The sequence below is a fragment of the Nocardioides sp. LML1-1-1.1 genome, assembly GCF_040676175.1.
Lineage (GTDB): Bacteria > Actinomycetota > Actinomycetes > Propionibacteriales > Nocardioidaceae > Nocardioides.
In genome coordinates, this window is sequence record NZ_JBEGHK010000005.1 from 269,878 (window position 1) to 294,385 (window position 24,508).

Sequence of the window (24,508 nt, forward strand, 5' to 3'; positions counted from 1 at the left end):
TCTCCTCAGGCTGCTCAATCGCCGTGCTCGGGGCCGCGGCCCAGCACGTCGTACGAAAGCTCCGCGGTCTCCTCGCGGGTGATCAGGTGCAGCATGTCGCCCTCCTGGATCACGCTGTCGCGGTCGGGCAGCACGCCCTCGCCGAGCCGGTCGATCCAGGCCACCCGGCAGCGGCCCTGCTCCTGCAGCTGGCCCACCCGGGCACCCACCCAGACCTCGGGGGCGGGCACGTGGTCGACCCGGATGGTGCCGGAGGGGTCGCGGAAGTCGGGCTCGGCGCCGGCCGGCAGGATCCGGCGCAGCACCTGGTCCGCGGTCCACTTCACGGTGGCGACGGTGGTGATCCCGAGCCGCTGGTAGACCTCGGCCCGGCCGGGGTCGTAGATCCGGGCCACGACCTGCTGGATCCCGAAGGTCTCGCGCGCCACCCGGGCGGCGATGATGTTGGAGTTGTCGCCGCTCGAGACGGCGGCGAAGGCGTCGGCTCGGCGGATGCCGGCCTTCTCCAGCACCTCCTGGTCGAAGCCCATCCCGGGGATCTTGTCCCCGTTGAAGCCCGGCCCGAGACGCCGGAAGGCGTCGGGCTCGGAGTCGATGACCGACACCGTGTGGTTGCGGTCCTCGAGGCTGCGGGCCAGGGTCGAGCCGACTCGACCGCATCCCATGATCACGACGTGCACGACGGAAACGCTATAGCACCGCAGATCACGGGGCAGCGTTCCCGATGCCCTACCGTTGTCGCTCGTGGGTGTCGGTGACGTCTCGAAGCGGATCCTGCTCGGACGCAAGCTACGCAGCGCACAACTGGGGGAGACGCTGCTCCCCAAGCGCATCGCGCTTCCCGTTTTCGCCAGCGACGCCCTCTCCTCGGTGGCCTACGCCCCCGACGAGGTCTTCATCATGCTGGCCATCGCCGGCGCGTCGCAGTACGTCTGGTCGTGGAAGATCGCGATCGCGGTCGCCATCGTCATGGCGGCGGTCATCGCGTCCTACCGCCAGACCGTGCACGCCTACCCCTCCGGCGGCGGCGACTACGAGGTGGCCACCGTCAACCTGGGCCGTACGGCGGGCATGACGGTCGCCAGCGCGCTGCTGGTCGACTACGTGCTGACCGTGGCGGTGTCGATCTCCTCCGGCGCCAACTACGCCTCCTCGGCGATCCCCGTCTTCCAGGACCACGAGGCGAGCGTCGCGATCGTCATGGTGCTGCTGCTGATGGCGATGAACCTGCGCGGGATCCGGGAGTCGGGCTCCTTCTTCGCGGTGCCGACGTACCTGTTCATGTTCGCGATCCTCGGCATGTGCGCCTACGGCTTCTTCGAGATGACCCTCGGTGATCTGCCCATGGCGGAGAGCTCCGAGCTCGACATCACCCCGAAGGACGGCTGGGAGGACCCGCTGACCACCTTCGGGCTGATCGTGCTGCTCGCCCGGGCGTTCTCCTCCGGCTGTGCGGCGCTGACCGGGGTCGAGGCGATCTCCAACGGCGTGCCGGCGTTCAAGCGGCCCAAGAGCAAGAACGCCGCCACCACGCTGCTGCTGCTCGGCCTGATCGCGATCTCGATGATGCTCAGCGTCATCGTGCTGGCCAAGCAGATGGGCCTCAAGTACGTCGACCCGCACGAGCTGGAGCGGCTCACGCTCGACGGCCGGCCGTTGCCCGACGGCTACGACCAGCACGCGGTGATCGCGCAGATCGCCCAGGCGGTCTTCCACGACTTCAGCCCGGGCTTCTACTTCGTCGTGACGGTCACCGGCATCATCCTGGTGCTCGCCGCCAACACCGCCTTCAACGGCTTCCCGGTGCTCGGCTCGATCCTCGCCAAGGACGGCCTCGCGCCGCGCGCGCTGGGCGCCCGCGGCGACCGGCTCGCCTACAGCAACGGCATCGTGTTCCTCGCGCTGATGGCGATCGTGCTGATCATCGCCTTCGACGCCGAGACCACGAAGCTGATCCAGCTCTACATCGTCGGGGTCTTCGTCTCCTTCAACCTCAGCCAGCTCGGCATGATCCGGCACTGGACCCGCCACCTGGCGACCGAGCGCGACCCGGCCGAGCGACGGCGGATGGTGCGCTCGCGCACGATCAACGCCGTCGGCCTGTCGTTCACCGCCGTGGTCCTCGTCGTGGTGCTGCTGACGAAGTTCCTCGCCGGTGCCTGGATCACGATCCTCGCGATGGCCTTCTTCTTCGCGGTCATGAAGGGCATCAAGAAGCACTACGACAACGTCGAGCGCGAGCTGGCCGCCGACGAGACCGACAAGGCGCTCCCGACCCGGGTGCACGCCATCGTGCTCGTCTCCAAGCTGCACAAGCCGACGCTGCGGGCGCTGGCCTTCGCCAAGGCCACCCGGCCCAACTCGCTGGAGGGCGTCTACGTCTCGGTCGACGAGAAGGACACCGCCCGCCTGCTCACCGAGTGGGACGAGCGCAACACCGGCGTCCCGCTCAAGGTCCTGCACTCGCCGTACCGCGAGGTGGTGCGGCCGATCATCGAGTACGCCACGGCCATCCGCGGTGCCAACCCGCGCGCCGTCGTCGCGGTCTACATCCCCGAGTACGTCGTCGGGCGCTGGTGGGAGCAGCTGCTGCACAACCAGACCGCCCTGCGGCTCAAGGGCCGCCTGCTCTTCACACCCGGCGTCATGGTCACCTCGGTGCCCTACCAGCTGCGCTCCTCCGGCATCGCCCTGGAGCGCGAGGAGCGCGAGGAGCACCGGGTGCGGCCCGGCGACCTGCGCCGGGGCCGGGTCGACGACGAGCGCCCGTCCGGGCAGATCCAGCGGTGAGCCGCCCGTCCGGACGACGCCCCCGCGCCCGCAAGGCGCGCGGTGCCTCAGCGGTCGGCCGGCGCCTCGAGGTCGAGGTCGGGCCGGTCGCGCACGGCGGTCACTTCGTCGCCCGTGCCGAGGACCGGGTCGTCTTCGTGCGCCACGCGCTGCCCGGGGAGCGGGTGGTCGTCGAGGTCACCGACGGGTCGGAGGGCGACAAGTTCTGGCGCGCCGACGCCGTGGAGATCCTCGGCGCCGCGCCCGAGCGGGTCCCCGCCCCCTGCCCCTACGCCGGCCCCGGGCTCTGCGGCGGCTGCGACTTCCAGCACGTCGACCTCGCCGCCCAGCGCCGGCTCAAGGCCGACGTCGTGCGCGAGCAGCTGCGCCGGGTCGCCCGTCTCGACGTGGACGTCGTGGTCGAGGCGGTGCCCGGTGACGTGGACGGCCTGCGCTGGCGCACCCGCCAGCGCTACGTCGCGCTGCCGGACGGCCGCCGGGGGATGCGCAAGCACCGCTCGCACGAGGTGGTCCCGGTCGAGGAGTGCCTGCTGGAGGCGCCCACCGGGCCGTCGTACGACGTCCACGGGCACCTCTTCGAGGTCGCCGACGGCGGTTTCTGGCAGGTGCACCCCGGTGCCCCCGAGGCCCTGGTCGACGCCGTCCTCGCCGCGCTCGGGCCGCGGCCGGGGGAGTCGGTGCTCGACCTCTACGCCGGGGTCGGCCTGTTCAGCCGGTTCCTGGCCGAAGCGGTCGGCCCGGACGGCCGGGTCGCCGCGGTCGAGGGCGACGCGGCCGCCTCCGCGCTGTCGGCGCGCAACTGCCCGGGCGTCGTGGTGCGGGCCGGCGACGTCGGCACGGTGCTCGCCGAGGACCTGCCCGAGCCGGTCGACCTGGTCGTGCTCGACCCGCCGCGGGTGGGCGCCAGACGGGCGGTCGTGGAGCAGGTCGTGCGTCGTACGCCCCGGGCCCTCGCCTACGTCGCCTGCGACCCCTCGGCGCTGGCCCGGGACCTGGCCATCTTCGCCGAGCACGGCTACGCGCTGACCTCGCTGCGGGCCTTCGACCTGTTCCCGATGACCCACCACGTGGAGTGCGTCGCCCTGCTCGAGAGGAAACCGTGACCGTCACCGCGCATCCCGTCGTCGACGCCGTCCTCGACCGCTGCGCCGCCGACCTGGGTGACAGCGAGGCTCCGCCGTACGCCGGCTTCCACCGCCAGATCCTCGGCGGCCGGCTCGCCCACGCCGTGCGCCACCCGGCCCGGCCGTTCCCGATGATGAAGCTGTAGCCGCTCAGCGCACGACGGCGTAGCAGAGCTTCTGCACGCCGTTGGCGTAGCTCTCGCTCTCGACGAGGTCCAGCTTCTGCCGGTCCTTGGGCGTCTCGCTCCACATCCGGGTGCCCGCGCCGAGCACCCACGGGAAGACCAGCAGGTGGTAGCGGTCGAGCAGGCCCGCGTCGGCGAGGTTGCGCGCCAGGCTGGCCGAGCCGTGGATCGAGATCGGCCCGCCCTCGGTCTCCTTGAGCGCGGCGACGTCGTCGAGGGAGCGCAGGATCGTGGTCTCGCCCCAGTTGTCGACGAGGTCCGCCTCCTGCAGCGTGGTCGACAGGACGAACTTCGGCATCGCGTTGTAGCGCGGGAACTCCTCGGTCATCGAGGGCCACACCGGCGCGAAGCCCTGGTAGCTCACCCGGCCGAGCAGCATCGCGCTGGCCTCCTCCTGCTCGCGGGCCTTGAGCTCGTAGACCTCCTCGCGGAACTCGATGTCCTGGAAGGTCCAGCCGCCGTTGGGGTAGTCGGCCTCCGGGCCGGGGGCCTGGACGACGCCGTCGAGGGAGACGAAAGCGGTGTAGATCAGGGTGCGCATGGTGACCTCCGAGGTCGGGTTGGGGTGCTTCTCATCCTCTCCACGAACGGCCCGGGCCCCGTACGACAACCCGCCGGAGATTTTCCTCAGGTGAGGGCAGACTGGCTTGTCCTCAACCCGACTTGAGGTTCTACGGTCGCGCCATGAGCATGGAACAGGTCGCGTGGAACCAGGTCTACCGGGGCATGCACGGTCCCGACGAGGAGCGTGCGTTCAGCACGGCCACCGCGCGCCGGATCCTCTCCTTCGCCCGCCCGCACCGGGGTGAGCTGGTCGGCTTCGTCGTGCTCAGCGTGGTGACCGCCGCGCTGGCGGTGGCCACGCCGGTGCTGGCCGGCCGGGTGGTGAACGCGATCGTCGAGGGCGGCCGCGAGCACGTGGTGACGACCCTCGCCCTCGCCATCGCCGGCCTCGCCGTCGCCGACGCGGCGTTCGGGCTGCTCGCGCGCTGGCTCTCCGCCCGGATCGGCGAGGGGCTGATCCTCGACCTGCGCACCTCGGTCTTCGACCACGTGCAGCGGATGCCGGTCGCGTTCTTCAACCGCACCCGCACCGGCGCGCTGGTCAGCCGGCTCAACAACGACGTGATCGGTGCCCAGCGGGCCTTCAGCACGACCCTCTCCGGGGTCGTCGGCAACCTCGTCACGCTCACCCTGACGCTCGTGGTGATGCTGGGGATCTCCTGGCAGGTGACCCTGCTGGCGCTCGTGCTGCTGCCGGTGTTCGTCGTACCGGCGCGGCGGATGGGACGCCGGCTGGCCGGCATCCAGCGCGAGGCCGCCGACCACAACGCCGCGATGGGCAACCAGATGACCGAGCGCTTCTCCGCGCCCGGCGCCACGCTGGTCAAGCTCTTCGGCCGCCCCGACCAGGAGTCGGCTGAGTTCTCGGCGCGGGCGCAGCGGGTCGCCCAGATCGGGGTCCGTACGGCGATGGTGCAGACCACCTTCGTCACCGCGCTCACCCTGGTCTCGGCGCTCGCCGTCGCGGTCGTCTACGGCGTGGGCGGGCTCGCCGCCATCCGCGGCAGCCTCGATGCCGGCGACGTGGTCGCGCTCTCCCTGCTGCTGACCCGGCTCTACGCCCCGCTCACCTCCCTGGCAAGCGCCCGCGTCGACGTGATGAGCGCGCTGGTGTCGTTCGAACGGGTCTTCGAGGTGCTCGACCTGGAGCCGCTCATCAAGGAGCGCCCGGGAGCCGGCCCGCTGCCGGAGGGTCCGGTGGCGGTCGAGCTGGACGACGTGCACTTCTCGTACCCGGCGGCCGACAAGGTCTCGCTCGCCTCGCTGGAGGCGGTCGCGGTGCTGGACGCCCGCGGTGGCGAGGAGGTGCTGCACGGTGTCTCGTTGCGCGCGGAGCCGGGCCAGGTGGTCGCGCTGGTGGGCTCCTCGGGTGCGGGCAAGTCCACGCTGGCCCAGCTCGTCTCCCGGCTCTACGACGTGGACACCGGCGCGGTGCGGCTGGCCGGCGTCGACGTACGGGACCTGACGGCGACCGCGATCCGCGACGCGGTCGGCATGGTCACCCAGGACGGCCACCTCTTCCACGACACGATCCGCGGCAACCTGCTGCTCGCCCGGCCCGATGCCGACGAGCAGGAGCTCTGGGACGCGCTGACCCGGGCCCGGCTCGCCGACTTCGTCCGTTCGCTGCCGGACGCGCTCGACACGGTGGTGGGGGAGCGCGGCTACCGGCTCTCCGGCGGAGAGCGGCAGCGGCTCACGATCGCCCGCCTGCTGCTCAAGCAGCCGCGGGTGGTGATCCTCGACGAGGCGACCGCCTCGCTGGACTCGACCTCGGAGGCGGCGGTGCAGGCCGCGCTGGCCGAGGCGCTGGCCGGACGGACCGCGCTGGTGATCGCGCACCGGCTCTCCACGATCCGCGCGGCGGACCTGATCGCGGTCGTCGAGGACGGCCGGATCGTCGAGCGCGGCACGCACGCCGAGCTGCTCGCGGCCGGCGGCCGCTACGCCGAGCTCTACACGACGCAATTCGCTGGTGATCTGCCGTCGGATCGTGTATCTTGACGTCAAGAGATATCGGATCCCCGAAGACTCTGCCAACTTAGGTCAGCCTCACTATCCGTACGTCGCGTACCGGCGGCAGGATGGCCGGAGAGACCTACCGACAACGACGAAGTCGATGAGGACGGAGACGCGATGGCCAGCAAGAACAGCTTCGGCGCCAAGAGCACCCTGGACGTGGACGGCAAGTCCTACGAGATCTTCCGCCTCGACGCGGTCACCGGGGAGGGCCTGGACGTCGAGAGCCTGCCGTTCTCGCTGAAGGTGCTGCTCGAGAACCTGCTCCGTGCCGAGGACGGCGCGGACATCACGGCCGAGGACATCAAGGCCCTCGCCGGCTGGGACGAGAACGCCCAGCCCGACAAGGAGATCCAGTTCACGCCGGCGCGCGTGATCATGCAGGACTTCACCGGCGTGCCCTGCGTCGTCGACCTCGCCACCATGCGCGAGGCGATGGCCGAGCTCGGCGGCGACGCCACCAAGATCAACCCGCTCGCCCCGGCCGAGATGGTCATCGACCACTCCGTCATGGCCGACGTCTTCGGCTCGCCCGAGGCGTTCCAGAAGAACGTCGAGATCGAGTACGAGCGCAACCGCGAGCGCTACCAGTTCCTGCGCTGGGGCCAGGGCGCCTTCGACGACTTCAAGGTCGTCCCGCCGGGCACCGGCATCGTCCACCAGGTCAACATCGAGCACCTCGCGCGCACCGTCTTCACCCGTGAGGTCGACGGCGAGCTGCTGGCCTACCCCGACACCTGCGTCGGCACCGACTCGCACACCACCATGGTCAACGGCATCGGCGTCGTCGGCTGGGGCGTCGGCGGCATCGAGGCCGAGGCCGCGATGCTCGGCCAGCCGGTCTCCATGCTGATCCCGCGGGTCGTCGGCTTCAAGCTCTCCGGCGAGCTGCCCGAGGGCTCCACCGCCACCGACCTGGTGCTCACGATCACCGAGATGGTGCGCAAGCACGGCGTCGTCGGCAAGTTCGTCGAGTTCTACGGTCCCGGTGTCGCGGCCCTGCCGCTGGCCAACCGCGCCACCATCGGCAACATGTCGCCTGAGTTCGGCTCGACCATCGCGGTCTTCCCGATCGATGAGGAGACCACGACCTACCTGCGCCTCACGGGCCGCTCCGAGGAGCAGATCGCGCTCGTCGAGAAGTACGCCAAGGAGCAGGGCCTCTGGCTCGACCCGGCCGCCGAGCCGCGCTACTCGGAGAAGCTCGAGCTCGACCTCGCGACCGTCGTACCGTCCATCGCGGGGCCGAAGCGCCCGCAGGACCGCGTGCTGGTCTCCGAGGCCAAGGAGTCCTTCCGCACCGCGCTGGTCGACTACGCCGGCGACGACCAGCAGACCACCGGCTACGACGAGGCCGTCGAGGAGTCCTTCCCGGGCTCCGACGCCCCCTCGCACGACCCGGCGCAGTCCAACGGCGAGGCCGCCCCGGCCGCGCAGCACCTCTCGGCGGCTCCGGCCGACGGTGGGCGCACGTCGAAGCCGGTCGAGGTCACCCTCGAGGACGGCACCACCTTCACCCTGGACCACGGTGCGGTGACGATCGCCTCGATCACCTCCTGCACCAACACGTCCAACCCGTCGGTGATGATCGGTGCCGCGCTGCTGGCCAAGAAGGCCGTCGAGAAGGGCCTGGTCCGCAAGCCGTGGGTCAAGACCACGCTGGCGCCGGGCTCGCAGGTCGTGAGCGACTACTACGACAAGGCCGGCCTCACGCCGTACCTCGACAAGCTGGGCTTCAACCTCGTCGGCTACGGCTGCGTCACCTGCATCGGCAACTCCGGCCCGCTCATCCCCGAGGTCTCCGCCGCGGTCAACGAGCACGACCTCGCGGTCGTCTCGGTGCTGTCGGGCAACCGGAACTTCGAGGGCCGGATCAGCCCCGACATCAAGATGAACTACCTGGCCTCCCCGCCGCTGGTCGTCGCGTACGCGCTGGCCGGCTCGATGGACGTCGACCTGTTCAACGACCCGCTGGGCCAGGACACCGACGGCAACGACGTCTTCCTCAAGGACATCTGGCCCTCGCCGTCCGAGGTCGAGGAGACCATCGCCGGGGCGATCAACTCCGACATGTTCGCCTCCTCCTACGCCGACGTCTTCAAGGGCGACGAGCGCTGGCGCTCGCTCCCCACGCCGGAGGGCAACACCTTCACGTGGGACGAGAGCTCGACGTACGTCCGCAAGGCGCCGTACTTCGACGGGATGCCCGACGAGCCGGCCCCGGTCACCGACATCGACGGTGCCCGCGTCCTGCTCAAGCTCGGCGACTCGGTCACCACCGACCACATCTCGCCGGCCGGTGCGATCAAGAAGGACTCGCCCGCGGGTGCCTACCTCACCGAGAACGGCGTCGAGCAGCGTGACTTCAACTCCTACGGCTCGCGCCGGGGCAACCACGAGGTCATGATCCGCGGCACGTTCGCCAACATCCGCCTGCGCAACCAGATCGCGCCGGGCACCGAGGGCGGCTTCACCCGCGACTTCACCCAGGCCGACGGCCCGGTGACCTTCGTCTACGACGCCTCCGTCAACTACCAGGCCGCCGGCACCCCGCTGGTCGTCCTGGCCGGCAAGGAGTACGGCTCCGGCTCGTCGCGCGACTGGGCGGCCAAGGGCACCTCGCTGCTGGGCGTCAAGGCGGTCATCGCCGAGAGCTACGAGCGGATCCACCGCTCCAACCTCATCGGCATGGGCGTCATCCCGCTGCAGTTCCCCGAGGGCCAGAACGCCGACTCGCTGGGCCTGACCGGTGAGGAGACCTTCTCCATCACCGGCATCACCGCCCTCAACGACGGCACCACGCCCTCGACGGTCAAGGTCACCACCGACTCCGGCGTGGAGTTCGACGCGGTCGTCCGCATCGACACCCCCGGTGAGGCGAACTACTACCGCAACGGCGGCATCATGCAGTACGTCCTGCGCAACCTGCTGCGCGGCTGACACCTGCTCCACCCGAACGGCCCGTCCCTCCGGAAACGGAGAGGCGGGCCGTTCGTCGTCTGTCGTACGGTTCCGCTCATGCGCGCCATCCCGCCCAGCTTCGACCCCGCCGCGGTCGCCGCGATCGACGCGCGACTGGCGGGGGTGGCGGCCGACCACGGTGTGCGGGTGCCCTGGGCGATCGAGAGCGGCAGCCGGGCATGGGGCTTCGCCTCGCCGGACAGCGACTACGACTGCCGGTTCTTCTTCGTCCGTCCCGTGGCTGCCTACTCGGCGCTCTGGCCGGCTCGTGACGTGATCGAGACGCCACTGGAAGGCCTCCTTGACGTCAACGGCTGGGACCTCGGCAAGGCGATCCGGCTCGCCACCGCGGGCAACGCCACGGTGGGCGAGTGGCTGCGTTCTCCATGGGTTTACGACGGCGACCCCGCCTTCCGCGATGAGCTGCTGGCGCTCGTGGACCGCGTCGTCGACCCGGCCCGGCTGCGCCGCCACTACCTGCACGTGGGTCGCGCTCAGTGGCACCGAGCGGCCGACGGTCCGGCCACGGTCGTGCTCAAGCGGGTCTTCTACGCGGTGCGCCCAGCGGTGACGCTGCGTTGGCTCGACGATCACGCCGGCGTGCCGCCGATGAGCCTCGACGAGCTGTTGGATCAGGCCGACGTCCCCAGCGACGTACGCGAGGAGGTGGGGGAGCTGCGCGAGCGCAAGGCGCGGACCCGAGAGCTGGGCAGCGCCCCGGTGCCCCCGGCCGTCGCGCGCTGGGTCGACGGGATCTTCGCCGCCGAACCCGACCTGTCGGTACCGCGCTCGCCCCGGCTGCGGGCGGAGGCGGAAGCCGGGTTCCAAGCACTGCTCGCGCGATGGGCACCCGGTTGAGAACTCGGGTTTGACTCGGCTTCAGCGGGAGAGCATGGCGCTCATGCGTCTCGTCTCGGGGTCTCGCCCGGCTGCCCTGCTCACCGTCCTCCTCGGCGCCCTGCTCGCGCTGGCGACCGTCCCCGTGCTCGCGGGACCGGCCCAGGCGGTGTCGGTCGTGCTGAGCGGGAAGATCACCGGGCTCGACGCCAACGGAGTGAGCGTGCCCGTCGAGGACGTGTTCGTCGAGGTCAACCAGACCAACGGCAACACCCTGGACCCACGGGCCTACGACTACACCGCGGCCGACGGGACCTACTCGATCACGATCCCCGCGACTGGGGACTACGAGATCAGCATCGAGTGCTGGGGTGACTACGCGTGCGCCGACGTCTACGCCCCGGAGGTGCCGGTCACCCGGAGCATCACCACGGCGACGACGCTGAACGCGAGCCTCGACCGGTGGGGGAAGATCAACGGCACGGTCAGGAAGAACGGGGTCGCGACGGCCTGGACGACCGCCCAGATCACGGCCGACAACGACGCCCGCGACTACTGGAGCAGCTGGCCCGGCGTGAGCACCGCCGCCGACGGCACCTTCACGATCGACAAGGTCGCCCCCGGCTCGATCACGATCAACGGCAACGAGCCGTACGGCGAGGAGGGCTTCCTGACCGTCGTGCCGGGCCAGACCTTCACGGTGGCCCCCGGACAGACGGCGAACGTCGACCTGGCGGTGCAGGACTGGCGGGGCTTCTACCTGCGCGCGGTCGACGCGAGCGGAGCGCCGCTGGACAAGGTGCGCTGGAACGTCTTCTCCCGGCCCGCGGGTGGCGGCGCGTGGGACGACGGGCTGCAGTACGGCCCGCTCGCGACCGGCGCCGACGGCCGGATGTCGCACCCGATCCGTGACGACCGCGAGTACACCGCCTGCTTCTACGACGACGACTACGGTCCCGAGGGCCCGACCCGGCCGGACCGCTACGCCACCCGCTGCCTCGGCGGCTCGCCGGACCTCGCCGGCGCGACCGTGTGGAAGCCCGCCGCGGGCGAGCCCAAGCTCAAGCAGGACATCTCGCTGCCCGTCGCCGGCAAGGCGATGCAGCCGGGCAACCCCTGGACGACCGGCACCGGCGTCACCGCGGTCGGTACGCCGATCACGGTCGACCCGGGCACGTGGAGCCCCGCGGAGACCACCCTGGCGTGGCAGTGGAAGTACTGGGACGGCACGCAGTGGGTCGCGATCGCCGGGGCCACCTCTCCGACGTACACCCCGACGGCGGACCTGACCGGGAAGCGTCCGGTCGCCTTCATCACCGGCACCGCGCCGGGCTACGCCCCCGCGGTCCAGGCGTGGGGCGTCAACACCGTCGGCGGCACCGCACCGACGATGACCGGCAGCCTGTCGATCACCGGCCCCCTCACCGTGGGCTCGACCGCGACCGCGAAGGCCGGCACGTTCACCCCGGCGAGCACCAGCACCAGCTGGCAGTGGTTCCTCGACGGCCGGCCGGTCGCCGACGGCTGGAACGAGAGCATCACCGTCACCGCGCAGATGCAGGGCAAGAAGCTCGAGGCGCGACTGACCGCCTACGACTGGGAGCACGGCGACAACGAGTACTTCAACCGGGTCTCGGTCACCGTGCCCGCGACGCTCACCGGCGCCACGCCGACCATCGCCGGTACGACGGCCGTCGGCTCGACGCTGACCGCCAGCACCGGCACCTGGACCACCGGCACGACCTTCACCTACCAGTGGCTGCGGTCCGGGACCGCGATCACCGGCGCGACCGCGGCGACGTACCCGCTCGTGGCGGCCGACCAGGGCAAGGCGATCTCGGTGAGGGTGACCGGCAAGAAGACCGGCTACACCGACCTCGCCAAGACCTCCGCCGCCACCGCGGCCGTGCAGGGCGTCTTCACCGCGCCGGCGCCGGCGATCAGCGGCACCAAGGCCGTGGGGTACACGCTCACCGCGGCGGCCGGGACCTGGTCGCCGGTGCCGACGACGACGGCCTACCAGTGGTACCGCTCGGGTGCGGCGATCTCGGGGGCCACCGCGTCGACGTACAAGCTCACCTCGACCGACGCCGGCAAGACGATCACGGTGAAGGTGACCGGCACCAAGGCGGGCTACGTCACCAAGGCCGTCACCTCGGCAGCGACCAGCGCGGTCCTGAAGGTGTTCACCACCGCGCCGGTGCCCACCGTCTCCGGCACGAAGAAGGTCGGTTCCACCCTCACCGCCGTGCCCGGCACCTGGTCGCCGACGCCGAGCGGGACGACCTACAAGTGGTACCGCTCGGGTGTCCTCGTCAGCGGCGCCACGGCCTCGACCTACAAGCTCACCTCGCTCGACAAGGGCAAGACGATCAAGGTCGTGGTGACCCGGTCGCTGGCGGGCTACCTGACCACCGCCAAGACGTCGGCGTCTACGGTGGCCATCGCCTGAGCCGGGCCCCTGGCTACGGTGGGGGCATGCTCGTCGCGTTCAGCATCAGCCCCGCCACCTCCGACGACACCGGTGGGGTGTCCGAGGCGGTCGCCGCCGCGGTCCGGGTGGTCCGCGACTCGGGGCTGCCGAACCGCACCGACGCCATGTTCACCACGATCGAGGGGGAGTGGGACGAGGTGATGGCCGTGGTCAAGCAGGCCGTCGACGTCGTCGCCGCCACCTCGCCGCGGGTCTCGCTCGTGCTTAAGGCCGACATCCGGCCCGGCTTCACCGGCGAGCTGACGGCGAAGGTGGAGCGGGTGGAGAGGGCGCTCGAGCGGTGACCCAGCCGCCCCCGCCGCCGTTCCCGCCCCCGCCGCCCTTCGCGCCGCCGCCGTTCCCCCCGTCGTTCCCGCCCCCGGCTCCGCGCCGGCGCCGGGTGCTGCCCGTGGTGCTCGCCGTGGTGGTGGCGCTCGTGCTGGTCACGGCAGCGGTGCTGGTGCCGCTGCTGCTCACCCGCGACGACGACAGGCCCGGCGGCGAGCAGAGCGACCTGGCCGCCGTGAAGTCGTACGACGGCCTGACCAACAAGCACGTCCCGCTGGGCGAGGACCTCGACTACCCGCAGAGCCCGCCGGTGGGCGGTGACCACGCGCCGGTCTGGATCGAGTGCGGCGCCTACGACGAGCCGCTGCCGGAGGTCAACGTCGTGCACGACCTCGAGCACGGCACCACCTGGCTGACCTACCGCCCCGACGACGTCGACGCAGACGGGGTCGAGCGGCTGGAGGGCCTGCTGCCCGCGAACGGGCTGCTGTCGCCATACCCGGACCAGGAGGCGCCGGTCGTGATCACGGTCTGGGGCCGCCAGCTCGCGCTGGAGGGCGCCGACGACCCGCGGATCCAGCTCTTCATCGACGAGTACGGCGCCGGGGACACCGCGCCCGAGCCGTTCGCCTCCTGCAACGGGGGAGTCCGGCCCGAGCAGGTGCCCGACTCCGGGGTCGCCGCGTGAGCCACTCCTTCGCCTCGGTGATCCTCGTCGACGGGCGTGGCTGGCTGCTCCTCCAGGAGCGCGACGAGCACCCCGCGATCGACCCCGAGTGCTGGGGCTTCGTCGGCGGGCACGTGGACGACGGCGAGGAGCCGGGCGCCGCGGCCTACCGCGAGCTGACCGAGGAGACCGGCCTGCGCATCGCGCCTCCCGGGCTGCCGGAGTGGCGGGAGTTCACCGTCTTCCACGCGGCCTACGGCACCCACGACCCGGTCCACGTGCACGCCGCGGCGACCACCGCCACCGACGCCGACATCGTGCTCGGGGAGGGCCGGCGGATCGTGTTCGTCGACCCCGCCACCCTGGGCGACCTGCCGCTGACCCGCGCCGCGGGTGAGATCCTGCCGGTGTTCCTCGCCTCCGACCGCTACCAGGAGCTGCTCCGATGACCTTCACCGTGATCCCCGTCCCCGGCCCCGGCGCCGAGGACGTCGTCGTCGCCACCTCCGGTCCCGACGCCGGGTCGGTCTTCACCGGCACCGAGGACGGCTCGATCTTCCGGGTCAGCCCGGACGGCGCGCGGGTCGACCTGGTCGCGCAGACCGGTGGGCGCCCGCTCGGCATCGAGCACGCCGAGGACGGCCGCCTCCTCGTGTGCGACGCCAAGCGCGGGCTGCTCTGGGTCGACCCCGCCACCGGCGCCGTGGAGCTGATCACGGCCGAGGTGGAGGGCACGGCGATGGTGTTCTGCAACAACGCCGCCATCGCCCCCGACGGCACGATCTGGTGGTCCGACTCCTCGACGCGCTTCGGCATCGAGCGGTGGAAGGACGACTTCGTCCAGCACACCCGCACCGGCCGGCTGATGCGCCGCGACCCCGACGGCACGGTCACGGTCGTCCTCGACGGGCTGGCCTTCGCCAACGGCGTGGCGCTCTCGCAGGGCGGCGACTTCGTGGCGGTCGCCGAGACCGGCGCGCGCACTGTCGTGCGGCACTGGACCACCGGCGAGCGGGCGGGCTCCCGCGACCTGCTCGCGAGCGACCTGCCGGGCTATCCCGACAACATCGCCCGCGGCTCCGACGGGCTGATCTGGGTCACCATCGCCAGCCCGACCGACCCGCTCGTCGAGCGGCTGCAGACCGGCCCGCTGCTGCTGCGCAAGCTGGCCACGAAGCTCCCCGAGGCGCTCCAGCCCAAGCCGAAGCAGACCGTCCGCGTCGTCGCCTACGACGACCGGGGGAGCCTGGTGCACGACATCGACCTGCGCCCGGAGGAGCACGGCGCGTCGTACCACATGGTGACGGGTGTGCGGGAGCACGAGGGCCGGTTGTGGATGGGCAGCCTCCACGAGCCGGCGATCGCGGTGTACGACCTGTGACGGCCTAGACTCGGCTCCATGTCCGTGCTCGACCAGATCTCCCAGCCGCGCGACCTGCGGGCCCTCTCCGAGGACGAGCTCACCCGGCTGGCGGCCGAGATCCGGGACCTGATGATCCGGACCGTGGCGACCAACTCGGGGCACCTGGGGCCCAACCTCGGCGTGGTCGAGCTGACCCTGGCGATCCACCGGGTCTTCGACTCCCCGCGCGACAAGATCGTCTTCGACACCGGCCACCAGTCCTACGTGCACAAGCTCGTGACCGGCCGCGCCGGCGACTTCGGCACGCTGCGCCGCGAGGGCGGGCTGAGCGGCTACCCGAGCCAGGCCGAGTCCGAGCACGACATCGTGGAGAACTCCCACGCCTCCACCGCGCTGAGCTATGCCGACGGGCTCGCCAAGGCCTACGCCGTGCGCGGCGAGGACCGGCACACGGTCGCCGTGATCGGCGACGGCGCGCTCACCGGCGGGATGGCCTGGGAGGCGCTCAACAACATCGCGATCCAGCACGACAGCAGGCTGGTCATCGTCGTCAACGACAACGGCCGGTCCTACACGCCGACCATCGGCGGCCTCGCGACCGCGCTGACGAGCCTGCGCACCAACCCGCGCTACGAGACCGTCCTCGACATCGTGCGGCGCCGGCTCAACGCGGTGCCCGGGGTCGGCGCGGCGGCGTACGACGCCCTGCACGCCATGAAGAAGGGCCTCAAGGACGCGCTCGCCCCGCAGGGCCTGTTCGAGGACCTCGGCCTCAAGTACGTCGGCCCGGTGGACGGTCACGACCGCGGCGCCATGGAGCAGGCGCTGTCCCAGGCCAAGCGCTTCGGGGGTCCGGTGATCGTGCACGCCATCACCCGCAAGGGCTTCGGCTACGACCCCGCGGAGCGGCACGAGGCCGACCAGTTCCACGCGCCCGGGCCCTTCGACGTGCAGACCGGTGCGGAGAAGCCCAAGGGCCGGATCTGGACCGACCACTTCGCCGACCACGTCGTGCGCATCGGCGAGCGGCGCCCCGACGTCGTGGCGATCACCGCCGCGATGATGCACCCGGTCGGGCTCGACCGGTTCCAGGAGCGCTTCCCCGAGCGGACCTTCGACGTCGGCATCGCCGAGCAGCACGCCGCGACCTCGGCGGCCGGGCTCGCGCTCGGCGGCCTGCACCCCGTCTTCGCGGTCTACGCGACCTTCCTCAACCGGGCCTTCGACCAGGTGCTGATGGACGTGGCCCTGCACAAGTGCGGCGTGACCTTCGTGCTCGACCGCTCCGGGGTCACCGGCGACGACGGCGCCAGCCACAACGGCATGTGGGACATGTCGATCCTTCAGGTCGTGCCGGGCCTGCGCCTGGCCGCGCCCCGCGACGTCACCCGGATGCGCGAGCTGCTCGACGAGGCCGTCGAGGTCGCCGACGCACCGACCGTCGTGCGCTTCCCCAAGGGCCCGCCGCCCGAGGACGTCGAGGCCGTCGGCACGGCCGGCGGCTGCGACGTGCTGGTCCGCGAGGGTGAGCGTGACGTGCTCGTCGTCTCGGTCGGCGCGATGGCGCCGGTCGCGGTGGACGTGGCCTCCCGCCTGGTCGCCCAGGGCATCGGCGTGACCGTCGTCGACCCGCGCTGGGTCAAGCCGGTCGACCCCGCGCTCGTCGAGCTGGCCCGCACCCACCGCCGGGTCGTCACGATCGAGGACAACGGCGTCGTCGGCGGCGTCGGCGCGGTGCTGCTGCAGACCCTCGCCGAGGCCGGCGTGCACACCCCGGTGCGCCTGCACGGCATCCCGCAGGAGTTCCTCGACCACGCCAAGCGTGCGGCCATCCTCGACCGGATCGGGCTCTCGGCCGCCTCGATCGCGCTGCAGGCGGTCCACGACGTCACCGCGGAGCCGGCGCCGGAGGGCCGGTCGCTGCTCGATGTGGACGGGACCCGCTGAGCTGAGGACGACCCTGGCCGCGTTGCTCTGCGCGGCCGCCCTGCCCCTCGCGGCGTGCTCGGACGACCCGCCCCCGCCCACCTACTCCGGTGGCGCCTACGACGACGTCGCCACCCTCATGCAGCGCACCCTGTCCCAACGCGCGGCCGCCCTCACCCGGCACGACCCGGCTCGCTTCCGGCGTACCCTCGATCGCTCCGACGCCGGCCTGCTGGAGAGCCAGCAGACCTACTTCGACAACCTCTCCGCGCTGCCCGTCGGCAAGCTGTGGATCAAGGTCGACAAGGAGACGATCACCCCGGTCGAGGGCAGCGACCTCGGCGCCGGCGGTGAGGAGTACTGGGCCGAGGTGGTGGTCGGCCTGCGGCTGCAGGGCTTCGACAGCACGGTGGTGCGAACCCGCGACCGCTACCTCTTCGTGCCGACCGAGGACCAGCGGCTGGTGGTCGGCTCGACCACCGACCACGACTGGGAGTCCGACCACCCGGGCAACACCCAGCCCTGGGACCTGGGTGCGATCCGGGTGCGCGAAGCGCCGGGCGTGCTCGGGATCTTCGACGGCTGGACCGTCGACGACGCCGGCACCGTGCTCGACGCGGCGAGCAACGGACGCTCCGACGTGCGCGCGGTGGTCGGCGACGGCAACGGCGCGACGAGCGGCGTCGTCGTCTACTCCGTGCAGGACCCGACCTTCCTCGACGGGCTCGCCGGGCAGACCGTCGGTGACCCCGACCGGGCCGACGGGCTGACCATCGCCGTGCCGGCGGACGCCCGTACGCCGGGCAAGGGCGCGGCGTCGTACCGGATCTTCGTCAACCCGCGGGTGCTCGGCGAGCCGTCCTCGGTCGTCGGCCGGCTGGTGCGCCACGAGCTCACCCATGCGCTGCTCGGCCCGCGGGGGCGCGGTGCCCCGCTGTGGCTCAGCGAGGGCCTGGCCGAGTACGTCTCGGTCCGCCCGATGTCCCCGGGCCAGCGCCGGCTGCCCGCGCGTGCTCTCGACGTCGGCAGCGGCGCGACCGACCTGCCCGGCGAGGCGGAGTTCGCCGGCAGCGACGCCGAGGCCTGGTACGCCGTGTCCTGGTGGGCGTGCGAGTACGTCGCCAAGACCTACGGCGAGGACGTGCTGCTCACCCTGCTCGACCGGCTCGCCGGTGGCGCCGACCAGGCCGAGGCGCTCCAGGAGGTGCTCGGCCTCAGCGGCCCGCAGCTCGTCCAGCGCGGCGTCGCGCTGATGACGACGACCTACCGCGGTTGAATCGGGGCCGCCGGGTAATGTCCGGCGGGCGGGTGCTCGGGGCGCTCGCGCCTGATCAGCAAGGAGGACCGATGAGTCTCTTCCGCACCAAGTCCGTCGAGCAGTCCATCGCGGACACCGACGAGCCGGACCACCGGCTGCGCAAGGACCTGTCCGCGCTCGACCTGACCGTCTTCGGCGTCGGGGTGATCATCGGCGCCGGCATCTTCGTGCTCACCGGCACGGTCGCGGCGAGCAACGCCGGGCCCGCGCTGGCGCTGAGCTTCGTGATCGCGGCGGTCGCCTGCGGGCTCGCGGCGCTGTGCTACGCCGAGCTCGCCTCGACCGTCCCGGTCGCCGGGAGTGCCTACACCTTCAGCTACGCCACGCTCGGCGAGCTGGTGGCGTGGATCATCGGGTGGGACCTGGTGCTGGAGTTCACGGTCGGCGCGGCGGCGCTCTCGACCGGCTTCTCGGCCTACCTGCAGGAAGTGCTCGACATCGTCGGGGTCACCCTGCCGGCCCAGATCAGCTCCGCGGCGGGCGGCTTCATCGACCTCCCGGCCGTGGTGATCGCGCTGCTGGTGACCTGGATGCTGATCCGTGGCACCAAGTTCTCCAGCCGCGTCAACCAGGTCGTCGTCGCGCTCAAGCTGGTCGTCGTCGCGGCCGTGATCATCGTCGGCATCGCGCACATCGACGTCAGCAACTGGACCCCCTTCATCCCCGACGCCCAGCCCACGCCCGACTCCGGCGGCGGCTTCGCCGACGTGCCCCTGATCACCAGCCTGCTCGGCCTCGAGCCCGCGGTCTTCGGCATCGCCGGCGTCATCTCCGGTGCGGCGATCGTGTTCTTCGCCTTCATCGGCTTCGACATCGTCGCCACCACCGCGGAGGAGACCAAGAACCCCCAGCGCGACGTCCCGATCGGCATCCTCGGCTCGCTGGCGATCGTCACCGTCCTCTACGCCGCGGTCAGCCTGGTCGTCACCGGCCTGCGCTCCTACAAGGACATCGACCCGGAGAGCGCGGCGCCGCTGGCCGACGCCTTCAAGGGCGCGGGGGTGGACTGGATGCCCGACCTGATCTCGATCGGCGCCTGCATCGGCCTCGTCGTGGTGGCGATGATCCTCATGCTCGGGCAGTCCCGGGTCGCCTTCGCGATGGCCCGCGACGGGCTGCTCCCGCGCCAGCTGGCCAAGGTGCACCCGACCTACGGCACGCCGTACCGGATCACGATCATCACCGGCATCGCGGTCGCCGCGCTCGCCGGCTTCGTCGACCTGAGCACGCTCGCCCACCTGGTCAACATCGGCACCCTGTTCGCCTTCACCCTGGTCAGCATCGGCGTGGTCGTGCTGCGGCGCAGCCGGCCGGACCTGCCGCGCGGCTTCCGCACCCCGCTCGCGCCGGTGGTGGCGACCGTGTCGGTGCTGATGTGCGTCTACCTGATGCTCAACCTGACCGGGGACACCTGGATCCGGTTCGTGGTCTGGATGGCGCTCGGCGTGGTGGTCTACGCCCTCTACGGCCGGCGGCACAGCCGCCTGGGCCGCGCCGAGGAGCCGGCCGCGCGCACGGACGCCTGACCCGCGTGGCGGGGCGCCTACCAGTCCGCGCGGCGCACCATCGCGTAGCGGAACGCACCGCGGAGGTGGACCTCCGAGGTCCAGTAGACGACCCGTCCGGTGAGGCTCACGCCGGTCACGTCCAAGGTGAGCACCGGCTCCCCGGCGGGGCGGGCGGCGAGCCGGGCGTCCTGCGTGGTGAGCGCGTCCGCACCCGGCCACACGACCTCCCAGCCGACCCGTTCGCCGGTGAGCGCGAGCGCGACCTCGACCATCGGACGGGTCGGGTCCACCTCGGCGTCGGTCCCCAGCACGGGTACGACGTCGCGGGCCAGCGTCACCGGGCGGTCGTCGGCGGACCAGCGCTTGTGGATGCGCAGGACCGTCGTCCCCGGGGCGAGCTCGTGCTGCTGGGCCTCGTCCAGGGTGATCGCCGAGCGCTCCACCCCGAGCACGTCGAGGCGCGGGGTGTGCCCCATCGAGGCGATCAGGTCCGAGATGTCGATCCGCTGGTCGAAGCGGGCCGGGATGTCCAGCAGGCTGGCGTTGACGACCGTGCCGGCTCCCTTGCGGCGGTGGATGTAGCCCCGCTCCTCGAGCCGGACCAGGGCCTCGCGCACGGCGGGCCGGCTGGTGGCGAGGCTGGCCGCGAGGGAGGGCTCGCTCGGCATCGTGGTGCCGTGGCGGGCCGCGTCGAGCCAGACCTGGTGCAGGCGGTCGTCGAGGGAGGGTTCGAGGGGAGCGGACACGTGCCGACCCTAGTGCGGTCGCAGGATGCGGCTGGTCACCTCGGACTCGGCCACCACCCGGCCGGCCCGGACGACCCAGCGTGGCGGCGCGTGCTCGCGCAGGACGTCGACCAGGCGCTCGTCGTGGTGGACGCACAGGTTCGCCACGTTGCCCTCCGCGATCGCGTGACCCTCGATGCCGAGGACGCGCGCAGCCCGGACGGTGACCATGTCGAGCAGGCGTGCCTGGTCGGCGTCGGTGAGGAACCCGAGCGTGTGCGCGGCCAGGAAGGCGATCTCCAGCAGGTTGTGGCGCCCGAACGGGTAGTAGGCGTCCTCGATGTCGTCCTGCCCGAGGGCGACCGGCAGGCCGTCGTCGAGAAAGCGTCGTACGGGGAGGTGCAGGGGGCCGGTGTGCGGGTCGGACACGAAGCCCAGCCCGGCGGCGCGGGCCAGGTCGACCAGGCGAATGACCGACGGCAGGGGATAGGTGCCGATGGCGCGGCCGTGGCAGGCGACCCCGCGGCCACGCAGGCCGTGCTCGACCATCGCCTCGGCCAGCATCGCCGTGGTGCGCAGCGACGGGTCGCCGGCATCGTCGACGAGCATCGCGACCCGGGCGCCGGTGCGGGCGGCGAGGGCGCACGCCCACTCCACGTGCCGGAGCGCGTCGCGGTCGCTCGCCTCGATCCACGGGATGCCGCCGACCACGTCGGCGCCCAGGCCGAGCGCCTCCTCGCACAGCCGCGCCGCGCCGTCGTCGCGCAGCAGTCCGTCCTGGGGGAAGGCGACCACCTGGAGGTCGACCAGGCCGCGGTACTCCTCGCGGACGGCGAGCACCGCCTCCATGCCTTCCAGGCCGGCCGTGGTGTCGACGTCGACGAAGGCCTGCACGTGCAGGACCCCGTTGGTCACCGCCCGGTCGAGCGCCCGGCGGACGTTGGGGACGATCCAGGCCCGGTCGTACTGCCGCTTCACGGCCGAGGCGTCCTCCACGATCGAGCGCATCGCCGCGCCCATGTCGTCGGAGGTGTACGCCGTCAGGGCTCCGTCGCCGGCCAGCGGCAGCGTGTAGACCTTGTCGAGGTGCATGTGCCCGTTGACGAAGGACTCCGTGACGAGCCGGCCGGCCGCGTCGATCCGGGTCGCCGCCTCCGCCGCGCTGGTCTCGCCGACGAGGGCGTAGCGACCGTCGCGGATGCCGAGGGTGACGACGCGCCCGTCCACGAGCCGGGCGTTGTCGACGACGAGGTCGAGGCCGCTCACGCCGCGAACTCCACCGACTCGTCGAGGTTGACCGCGCGGCGCAGGGTGTTGCCGACCGGGCAGGTCTCGACGCCGTGGACGAGGAGCTGCCGCTGCTCGGCGTTGAGCGGGCCGTGCACGGTCACCCGCACGATGATCCGGGCGATCCGCAGGTCCCGCTCGCCCGGGTCGAGCGGGCCGGCGGTGGGCCGGTTGACCCGCAGCGAGAGGCGGACGGTCGCGCGCTCGTAGGCGAAGTCGTGCTGCCGCGCGACACCGCGCAGCGTCCCGGCGATGCAGCCACCGAGTGCTGACAGGACCAGGCCGAACGGGTTCGGCGCCACCCCGTCGCCCTCGAACTCGCGCGGCTCGTCGATCACCACGGTGTGCTCGCCGCCGATCACGGCCAGCGAGGCGAAGTTCTGCAGGCTGTGCACGACGACGTCCCGGTTGGCGGAGGCGAGGTTCTGCTCGGTCATGGTCTCTCCCTTGGCTCGACTGCCTGTCAGACAGGTTGTATCTCACTTGTCTGACAGGTGCCACTGGCGAAGTCTGCCGAAAATCGGTGCCGGGGCGCGCGGAGGCAGGGGGCAGAGGTCACAGGCCGGGCGCCCGCGCGCCGGAACCGCTGGGGAATAGGCTTGTCCCGTGACCTCGCCGACCCGCCTCGTCCACATCGTCGACGAGGTGCCCGAGCTGGCCGACATCGAGACACTGCCGATGGTGGTGGCCCTGGACGGCTTCCTCGACGCCGGCAACGCCGGGGCGCTCGCCGCCCGCCACCTGGTCCGCACCGGCGCCTCGGCGCCCGATGGCGGTGGGGTGGTGGTGGCGACCTTCGACGTCGACGAGCTGCACGACTACCGCGCGCGGCGGCCCCCGATGACCTTCGCGCGCGACCACTACGAGGGCTACGACGCCCCGCGCCTCGTCGTACGGCTGCTGCACGACCACGGCGGCGCGCCGTACCTGCTGCTGCACGGGCCGGAGCCCGACATCCACTGGGAGGCCTTCTGCCGGGCCGTGCTGGAGGTCGTCGAGCGGTTCCGGGTCCGGCTGGTGGTGTCGATGGGCTCGGTGCCGATGGCGGTGCCGCACACCCGGCCGATCGCGATCACCCACCACGCCAACAACGCCGAGCTGCTCACCGGCACCAGCCCCTGGCGCGGTGAGCTACGGGTGCCGAGCAGCGCGCAGGCGCTGCTGGAGGTGCGGCTGGGGGAGTGGGGCCACGACGCGCAGGGCTTCGTCGCCCACGTGCCGCACTACCTGGCCCAGCTCGACTACCCGCGCGCCTCGCAGTCCCTGCTGGAGCAGGTCGAGCTCGCGGCCCGGCTGACCGTGGACCTCAGCGCGCTCGGTGAGCTCGCGGTGGACCGCGAGGAGGAGATCGGTCGCTACCTCGCCGCCAACGACGAGGTGCAGGAGGTCGTCACCGCGCTGGAGCAGCAGTACGACACCTTCGCCCGGGCCGAGGCCGAGGGCAGCAGCCTGCTCGCCGAGGACGAGCCGCTGCCGACCGGCGAGGAGATCGGCCGGCAGTTCGAGCAGTTCCTGGCCGGCCTGGACGACCCGGACGACAACGGAGGCGCACGTGAGTGACGAGGGTGGACGCGTGATGGGGGAGGCCACCCAGCGGCTGGTGGACCTGCTCGACCTGGAGCGTCTCGACACCGACCTCTACCGGGGCCAGCAGCCGGAGACCATCCGGCAGCGGGTCTACGGCGGCCAGGTCGCCGCGCAGGCGCTGATCGCGGCCTCGCGCACGGTCGAGGAGGGCTTCCAGGTGCACTCGCTGCACTCGTACTTCCTGCTGCCCGGCGACTACACGATCCCGATCATCTACGACGTCGAGCGGATCCGCGACGGCCGGTCCTTCACCACCCGCCGGGTGCTCGCACGCCAGCACGGCCGCCCGATCTACTACCAGACGGTCAACTTCCAGCGTCCCGAGGAGGGCCTGGAGCACCAGGACGTCATGCCCGAGGTCAAGCCGCCCGAGGAGGGCCTGGACCTGATGGAGCTGATGACCGAGCGCGGCTCCGACGACGGGCTCTCCAAGGAGTGGGCGGCGCTCGACGTGCGCTGGATCGGCAACTCCGCCTACGGCCTGGACCCCGACCCGATGCACCCCTCGAAGACGCAGGTCTGGATCCGGGTCGACGGCCGGCTCACCGACGACCCGATGGAGCACCTGGCGACCTTCACCTACGCCAGCGACGTCTCCCTGCTCGGCGCCACCCTGGCCGCGCACCCCGAGGACGGCCCGGACAAGGTCCAGATGGCCTCGCTCGACCACACCATCTGGTTCCACCGGCCCTTCCGCGCCGACGAGTGGTGGCTCTACGACCAGTGGTCGCCCTCGGCCAGCGGCGCGCGCGGGCTCGCGCTGGGCCGGATCTTCACCCAGGACGGGACCCTGGTCGCCACGGTCGCGCAGGAGGGCCTGATCCGCCCCCGCCGTTGACTGGGGACCTCCGCTCCGCGAGTGGGGGTTTCCGCTCCGCGAGTGGGG

21 protein-coding genes are annotated in these 24,508 nt (G+C 71.9%); 16 read left to right on the forward strand and 5 right to left on the reverse strand.

Annotated features, from left to right (window positions below):
• Positions 1–14: 14 nt before the first annotated feature.
• Positions 15–680, reverse strand: a complete 666-nt coding sequence (locus MRBLML1_RS18575; protein WP_364518731.1) for a potassium channel family protein — start codon at positions 678–680, stop codon at positions 15–17.
• A gap of 64 nt (positions 681–744) precedes the next feature.
• Between MRBLML1_RS18575 and MRBLML1_RS18580 the strand changes: the two genes are divergently transcribed.
• The 3 genes from MRBLML1_RS18580 to MRBLML1_RS18590 are packed head-to-tail and all read left to right on the forward strand — an operon-like array spanning position 745 to position 4,060.
• Positions 745–2,790 carry an APC family permease gene (locus MRBLML1_RS18580; RefSeq protein WP_364518733.1) on the forward strand — a complete coding sequence of 682 codons (2,046 nt, stop codon included), beginning with the start codon at positions 745–747 and terminating at the stop codon, positions 2,788–2,790.
• On the forward strand, positions 2,787–3,893 hold the full coding sequence (locus tag MRBLML1_RS18585; RefSeq protein ID WP_364518735.1) for a class I SAM-dependent RNA methyltransferase: 1,107 nt from the start codon (positions 2,787–2,789) through the stop codon (positions 3,891–3,893). Before MRBLML1_RS18580 ends, MRBLML1_RS18585 begins: the two co-directional genes overlap by 4 nt.
• Positions 3,890–4,060 carry a hypothetical protein gene (locus MRBLML1_RS18590; protein ID WP_364518737.1) on the forward strand — a complete coding sequence of 57 codons (171 nt, stop codon included), beginning with the start codon at positions 3,890–3,892 and terminating at the stop codon, positions 4,058–4,060. The genes MRBLML1_RS18585 and MRBLML1_RS18590 overlap by 4 nt, the downstream gene beginning before the upstream one ends.
• A gap of 4 nt (positions 4,061–4,064) precedes the next feature.
• Here the strand turns inward: MRBLML1_RS18590 and MRBLML1_RS18595 are convergent, their stop codons facing one another.
• Positions 4,065–4,640, reverse strand: coding sequence for a dihydrofolate reductase family protein (locus MRBLML1_RS18595; protein WP_364518739.1), 576 nt, complete (start codon positions 4,638–4,640; stop codon positions 4,065–4,067).
• Positions 4,641–4,783: 143 nt separating this feature from the next.
• Here MRBLML1_RS18595 and MRBLML1_RS18600 point away from each other — a divergent pair, with 143 nt between their 5' ends.
• The 11 genes from MRBLML1_RS18600 (at position 4,784) to MRBLML1_RS18650 (ending at position 20,041) form a co-directional block, all read left to right on the forward strand.
• Entirely contained in the window at positions 4,784–6,667 is a 1,884-nt protein-coding gene (locus tag MRBLML1_RS18600) for an ABC transporter ATP-binding protein (RefSeq protein WP_364518741.1), read from the forward strand.
• Positions 6,668–6,799: 132 nt separating this feature from the next.
• Positions 6,800–9,622: an aconitate hydratase AcnA gene (gene acnA / locus MRBLML1_RS18605; RefSeq protein ID WP_364518743.1), complete on the forward strand. Its 2,823-nt coding sequence runs from the start codon at positions 6,800–6,802 to the stop codon at positions 9,620–9,622.
• Positions 9,623–9,700: 78 nt separating this feature from the next.
• Complete coding sequence (locus MRBLML1_RS18610) at positions 9,701–10,501, forward strand: nucleotidyltransferase domain-containing protein (RefSeq protein ID WP_364518745.1); 801 nt, start codon at positions 9,701–9,703, stop codon at positions 10,499–10,501.
• Between the two features lie 43 nt (positions 10,502–10,544).
• On the forward strand, positions 10,545–12,932 hold the full coding sequence (locus MRBLML1_RS18615) for a hypothetical protein (protein ID WP_364518747.1): 2,388 nt from the start codon (positions 10,545–10,547) through the stop codon (positions 12,930–12,932).
• Between the two features lie 26 nt (positions 12,933–12,958).
• The gene (locus MRBLML1_RS18620) at positions 12,959–13,258 is read left to right on the forward strand and encodes a thiamine-binding protein (protein ID WP_364518749.1); all 300 of its coding nucleotides are present in this window, start codon (positions 12,959–12,961) and stop codon (positions 13,256–13,258) included.
• Positions 13,255–13,929 carry a DUF3105 domain-containing protein gene (locus tag MRBLML1_RS18625; protein ID WP_364518750.1) on the forward strand — a complete coding sequence of 225 codons (675 nt, stop codon included), beginning with the start codon at positions 13,255–13,257 and terminating at the stop codon, positions 13,927–13,929. The genes MRBLML1_RS18620 and MRBLML1_RS18625 overlap by 4 nt, the downstream gene beginning before the upstream one ends.
• A complete protein-coding gene (locus tag MRBLML1_RS18630; RefSeq protein WP_364518752.1) occupies positions 13,926–14,357 on the forward strand; it encodes an NUDIX hydrolase in 432 nt (143 codons plus the stop codon). Before MRBLML1_RS18625 ends, MRBLML1_RS18630 begins: the two co-directional genes overlap by 4 nt.
• Complete coding sequence (locus MRBLML1_RS18635) at positions 14,354–15,289, forward strand: SMP-30/gluconolactonase/LRE family protein (RefSeq protein ID WP_364518754.1); 936 nt, start codon at positions 14,354–14,356, stop codon at positions 15,287–15,289. The genes MRBLML1_RS18630 and MRBLML1_RS18635 overlap by 4 nt, the downstream gene beginning before the upstream one ends.
• An 18-nt stretch (positions 15,290–15,307) precedes the next feature.
• Positions 15,308–17,218, forward strand: a complete 1,911-nt coding sequence (gene dxs / locus MRBLML1_RS18640) for a 1-deoxy-D-xylulose-5-phosphate synthase (RefSeq protein WP_364518756.1) — start codon at positions 15,308–15,310, stop codon at positions 17,216–17,218.
• Positions 17,199–18,473 (forward strand): hypothetical protein, encoded by a 1,275-nt coding sequence (locus tag MRBLML1_RS18645; protein ID WP_364518758.1) that lies wholly within the window; start codon positions 17,199–17,201, stop codon positions 18,471–18,473. The genes dxs and MRBLML1_RS18645 overlap by 20 nt, the downstream gene beginning before the upstream one ends.
• A gap of 71 nt (positions 18,474–18,544) precedes the next feature.
• Positions 18,545–20,041, forward strand: a complete 1,497-nt coding sequence (locus MRBLML1_RS18650; protein ID WP_364518760.1) for an amino acid permease — start codon at positions 18,545–18,547, stop codon at positions 20,039–20,041.
• 17 nt (positions 20,042–20,058) lie between these two features.
• Here MRBLML1_RS18650 and MRBLML1_RS18655 read toward each other — a convergent pair whose 3' ends face one another.
• From MRBLML1_RS18655 to MRBLML1_RS18665, 3 genes are read right to left on the reverse strand one after another with little or no spacing between them, the layout of a single operon-like run.
• Positions 20,059–20,769, reverse strand: coding sequence for a GntR family transcriptional regulator (locus MRBLML1_RS18655; RefSeq protein WP_364518762.1), 711 nt, complete (start codon positions 20,767–20,769; stop codon positions 20,059–20,061).
• 9 nt (positions 20,770–20,778) lie between these two features.
• Positions 20,779–22,014 (reverse strand): amidohydrolase family protein, encoded by a 1,236-nt coding sequence (locus MRBLML1_RS18660; protein WP_364518765.1) that lies wholly within the window; start codon positions 22,012–22,014, stop codon positions 20,779–20,781.
• The gene (locus MRBLML1_RS18665) at positions 22,011–22,472 is read right to left on the reverse strand and encodes an OsmC family protein (protein ID WP_364518767.1); all 462 of its coding nucleotides are present in this window, start codon (positions 22,470–22,472) and stop codon (positions 22,011–22,013) included. The genes MRBLML1_RS18660 and MRBLML1_RS18665 overlap by 4 nt, the downstream gene beginning before the upstream one ends.
• Before the next feature lie 169 nt (positions 22,473–22,641).
• On the opposite strand from MRBLML1_RS18665, the gene MRBLML1_RS18670 reads away from it, so the two are divergent.
• Together MRBLML1_RS18670 and MRBLML1_RS18675 are read left to right on the forward strand one after the other, a co-directional pair.
• Complete coding sequence (locus MRBLML1_RS18670; protein ID WP_364518769.1) at positions 22,642–23,595, forward strand: proteasome assembly chaperone family protein; 954 nt, start codon at positions 22,642–22,644, stop codon at positions 23,593–23,595.
• Positions 23,588–24,460, forward strand: a complete 873-nt coding sequence (locus MRBLML1_RS18675) for an acyl-CoA thioesterase (protein WP_364518771.1) — start codon at positions 23,588–23,590, stop codon at positions 24,458–24,460. The genes MRBLML1_RS18670 and MRBLML1_RS18675 overlap by 8 nt, the downstream gene beginning before the upstream one ends.
• Positions 24,461–24,508: the final 48 nt, after the last annotated feature.

Bases quoted from the DNA above. Each gene is read 5' to 3' on its own strand.
- MRBLML1_RS18595 (WP_364518739.1), bottom strand. From the start codon at position 4,640: ATGCGCACCCTGATCTACACCGCTTTCGTCTCCCTCGACGGCGTCGTC.
- MRBLML1_RS18600 (WP_364518741.1), top strand. From the start codon at position 4,784: ATGAGCATGGAACAGGTCGCGTGGAACCAGGTCTACCGGGGCATGCAC.
- acnA (WP_364518743.1), top strand. From the start codon at position 6,800: ATGGCCAGCAAGAACAGCTTCGGCGCCAAGAGCACCCTGGACGTGGAC.
- MRBLML1_RS18610 (WP_364518745.1), top strand. From the start codon at position 9,701: ATGCGCGCCATCCCGCCCAGCTTCGACCCCGCCGCGGTCGCCGCGATC.
- MRBLML1_RS18615 (WP_364518747.1), top strand. From the start codon at position 10,545: ATGCGTCTCGTCTCGGGGTCTCGCCCGGCTGCCCTGCTCACCGTCCTC.
- MRBLML1_RS18620 (WP_364518749.1), top strand. From the start codon at position 12,959: ATGCTCGTCGCGTTCAGCATCAGCCCCGCCACCTCCGACGACACCGGT.
- MRBLML1_RS18635 (WP_364518754.1), top strand. From the start codon at position 14,354: ATGACCTTCACCGTGATCCCCGTCCCCGGCCCCGGCGCCGAGGACGTC.
- dxs (WP_364518756.1), top strand. From the start codon at position 15,308: ATGTCCGTGCTCGACCAGATCTCCCAGCCGCGCGACCTGCGGGCCCTC.
- MRBLML1_RS18645 (WP_364518758.1), top strand. From the start codon at position 17,199: ATGTGGACGGGACCCGCTGAGCTGAGGACGACCCTGGCCGCGTTGCTC.
- MRBLML1_RS18650 (WP_364518760.1), top strand. From the start codon at position 18,545: ATGAGTCTCTTCCGCACCAAGTCCGTCGAGCAGTCCATCGCGGACACC.
- MRBLML1_RS18665 (WP_364518767.1), bottom strand. From the start codon at position 22,472: ATGACCGAGCAGAACCTCGCCTCCGCCAACCGGGACGTCGTCGTGCAC.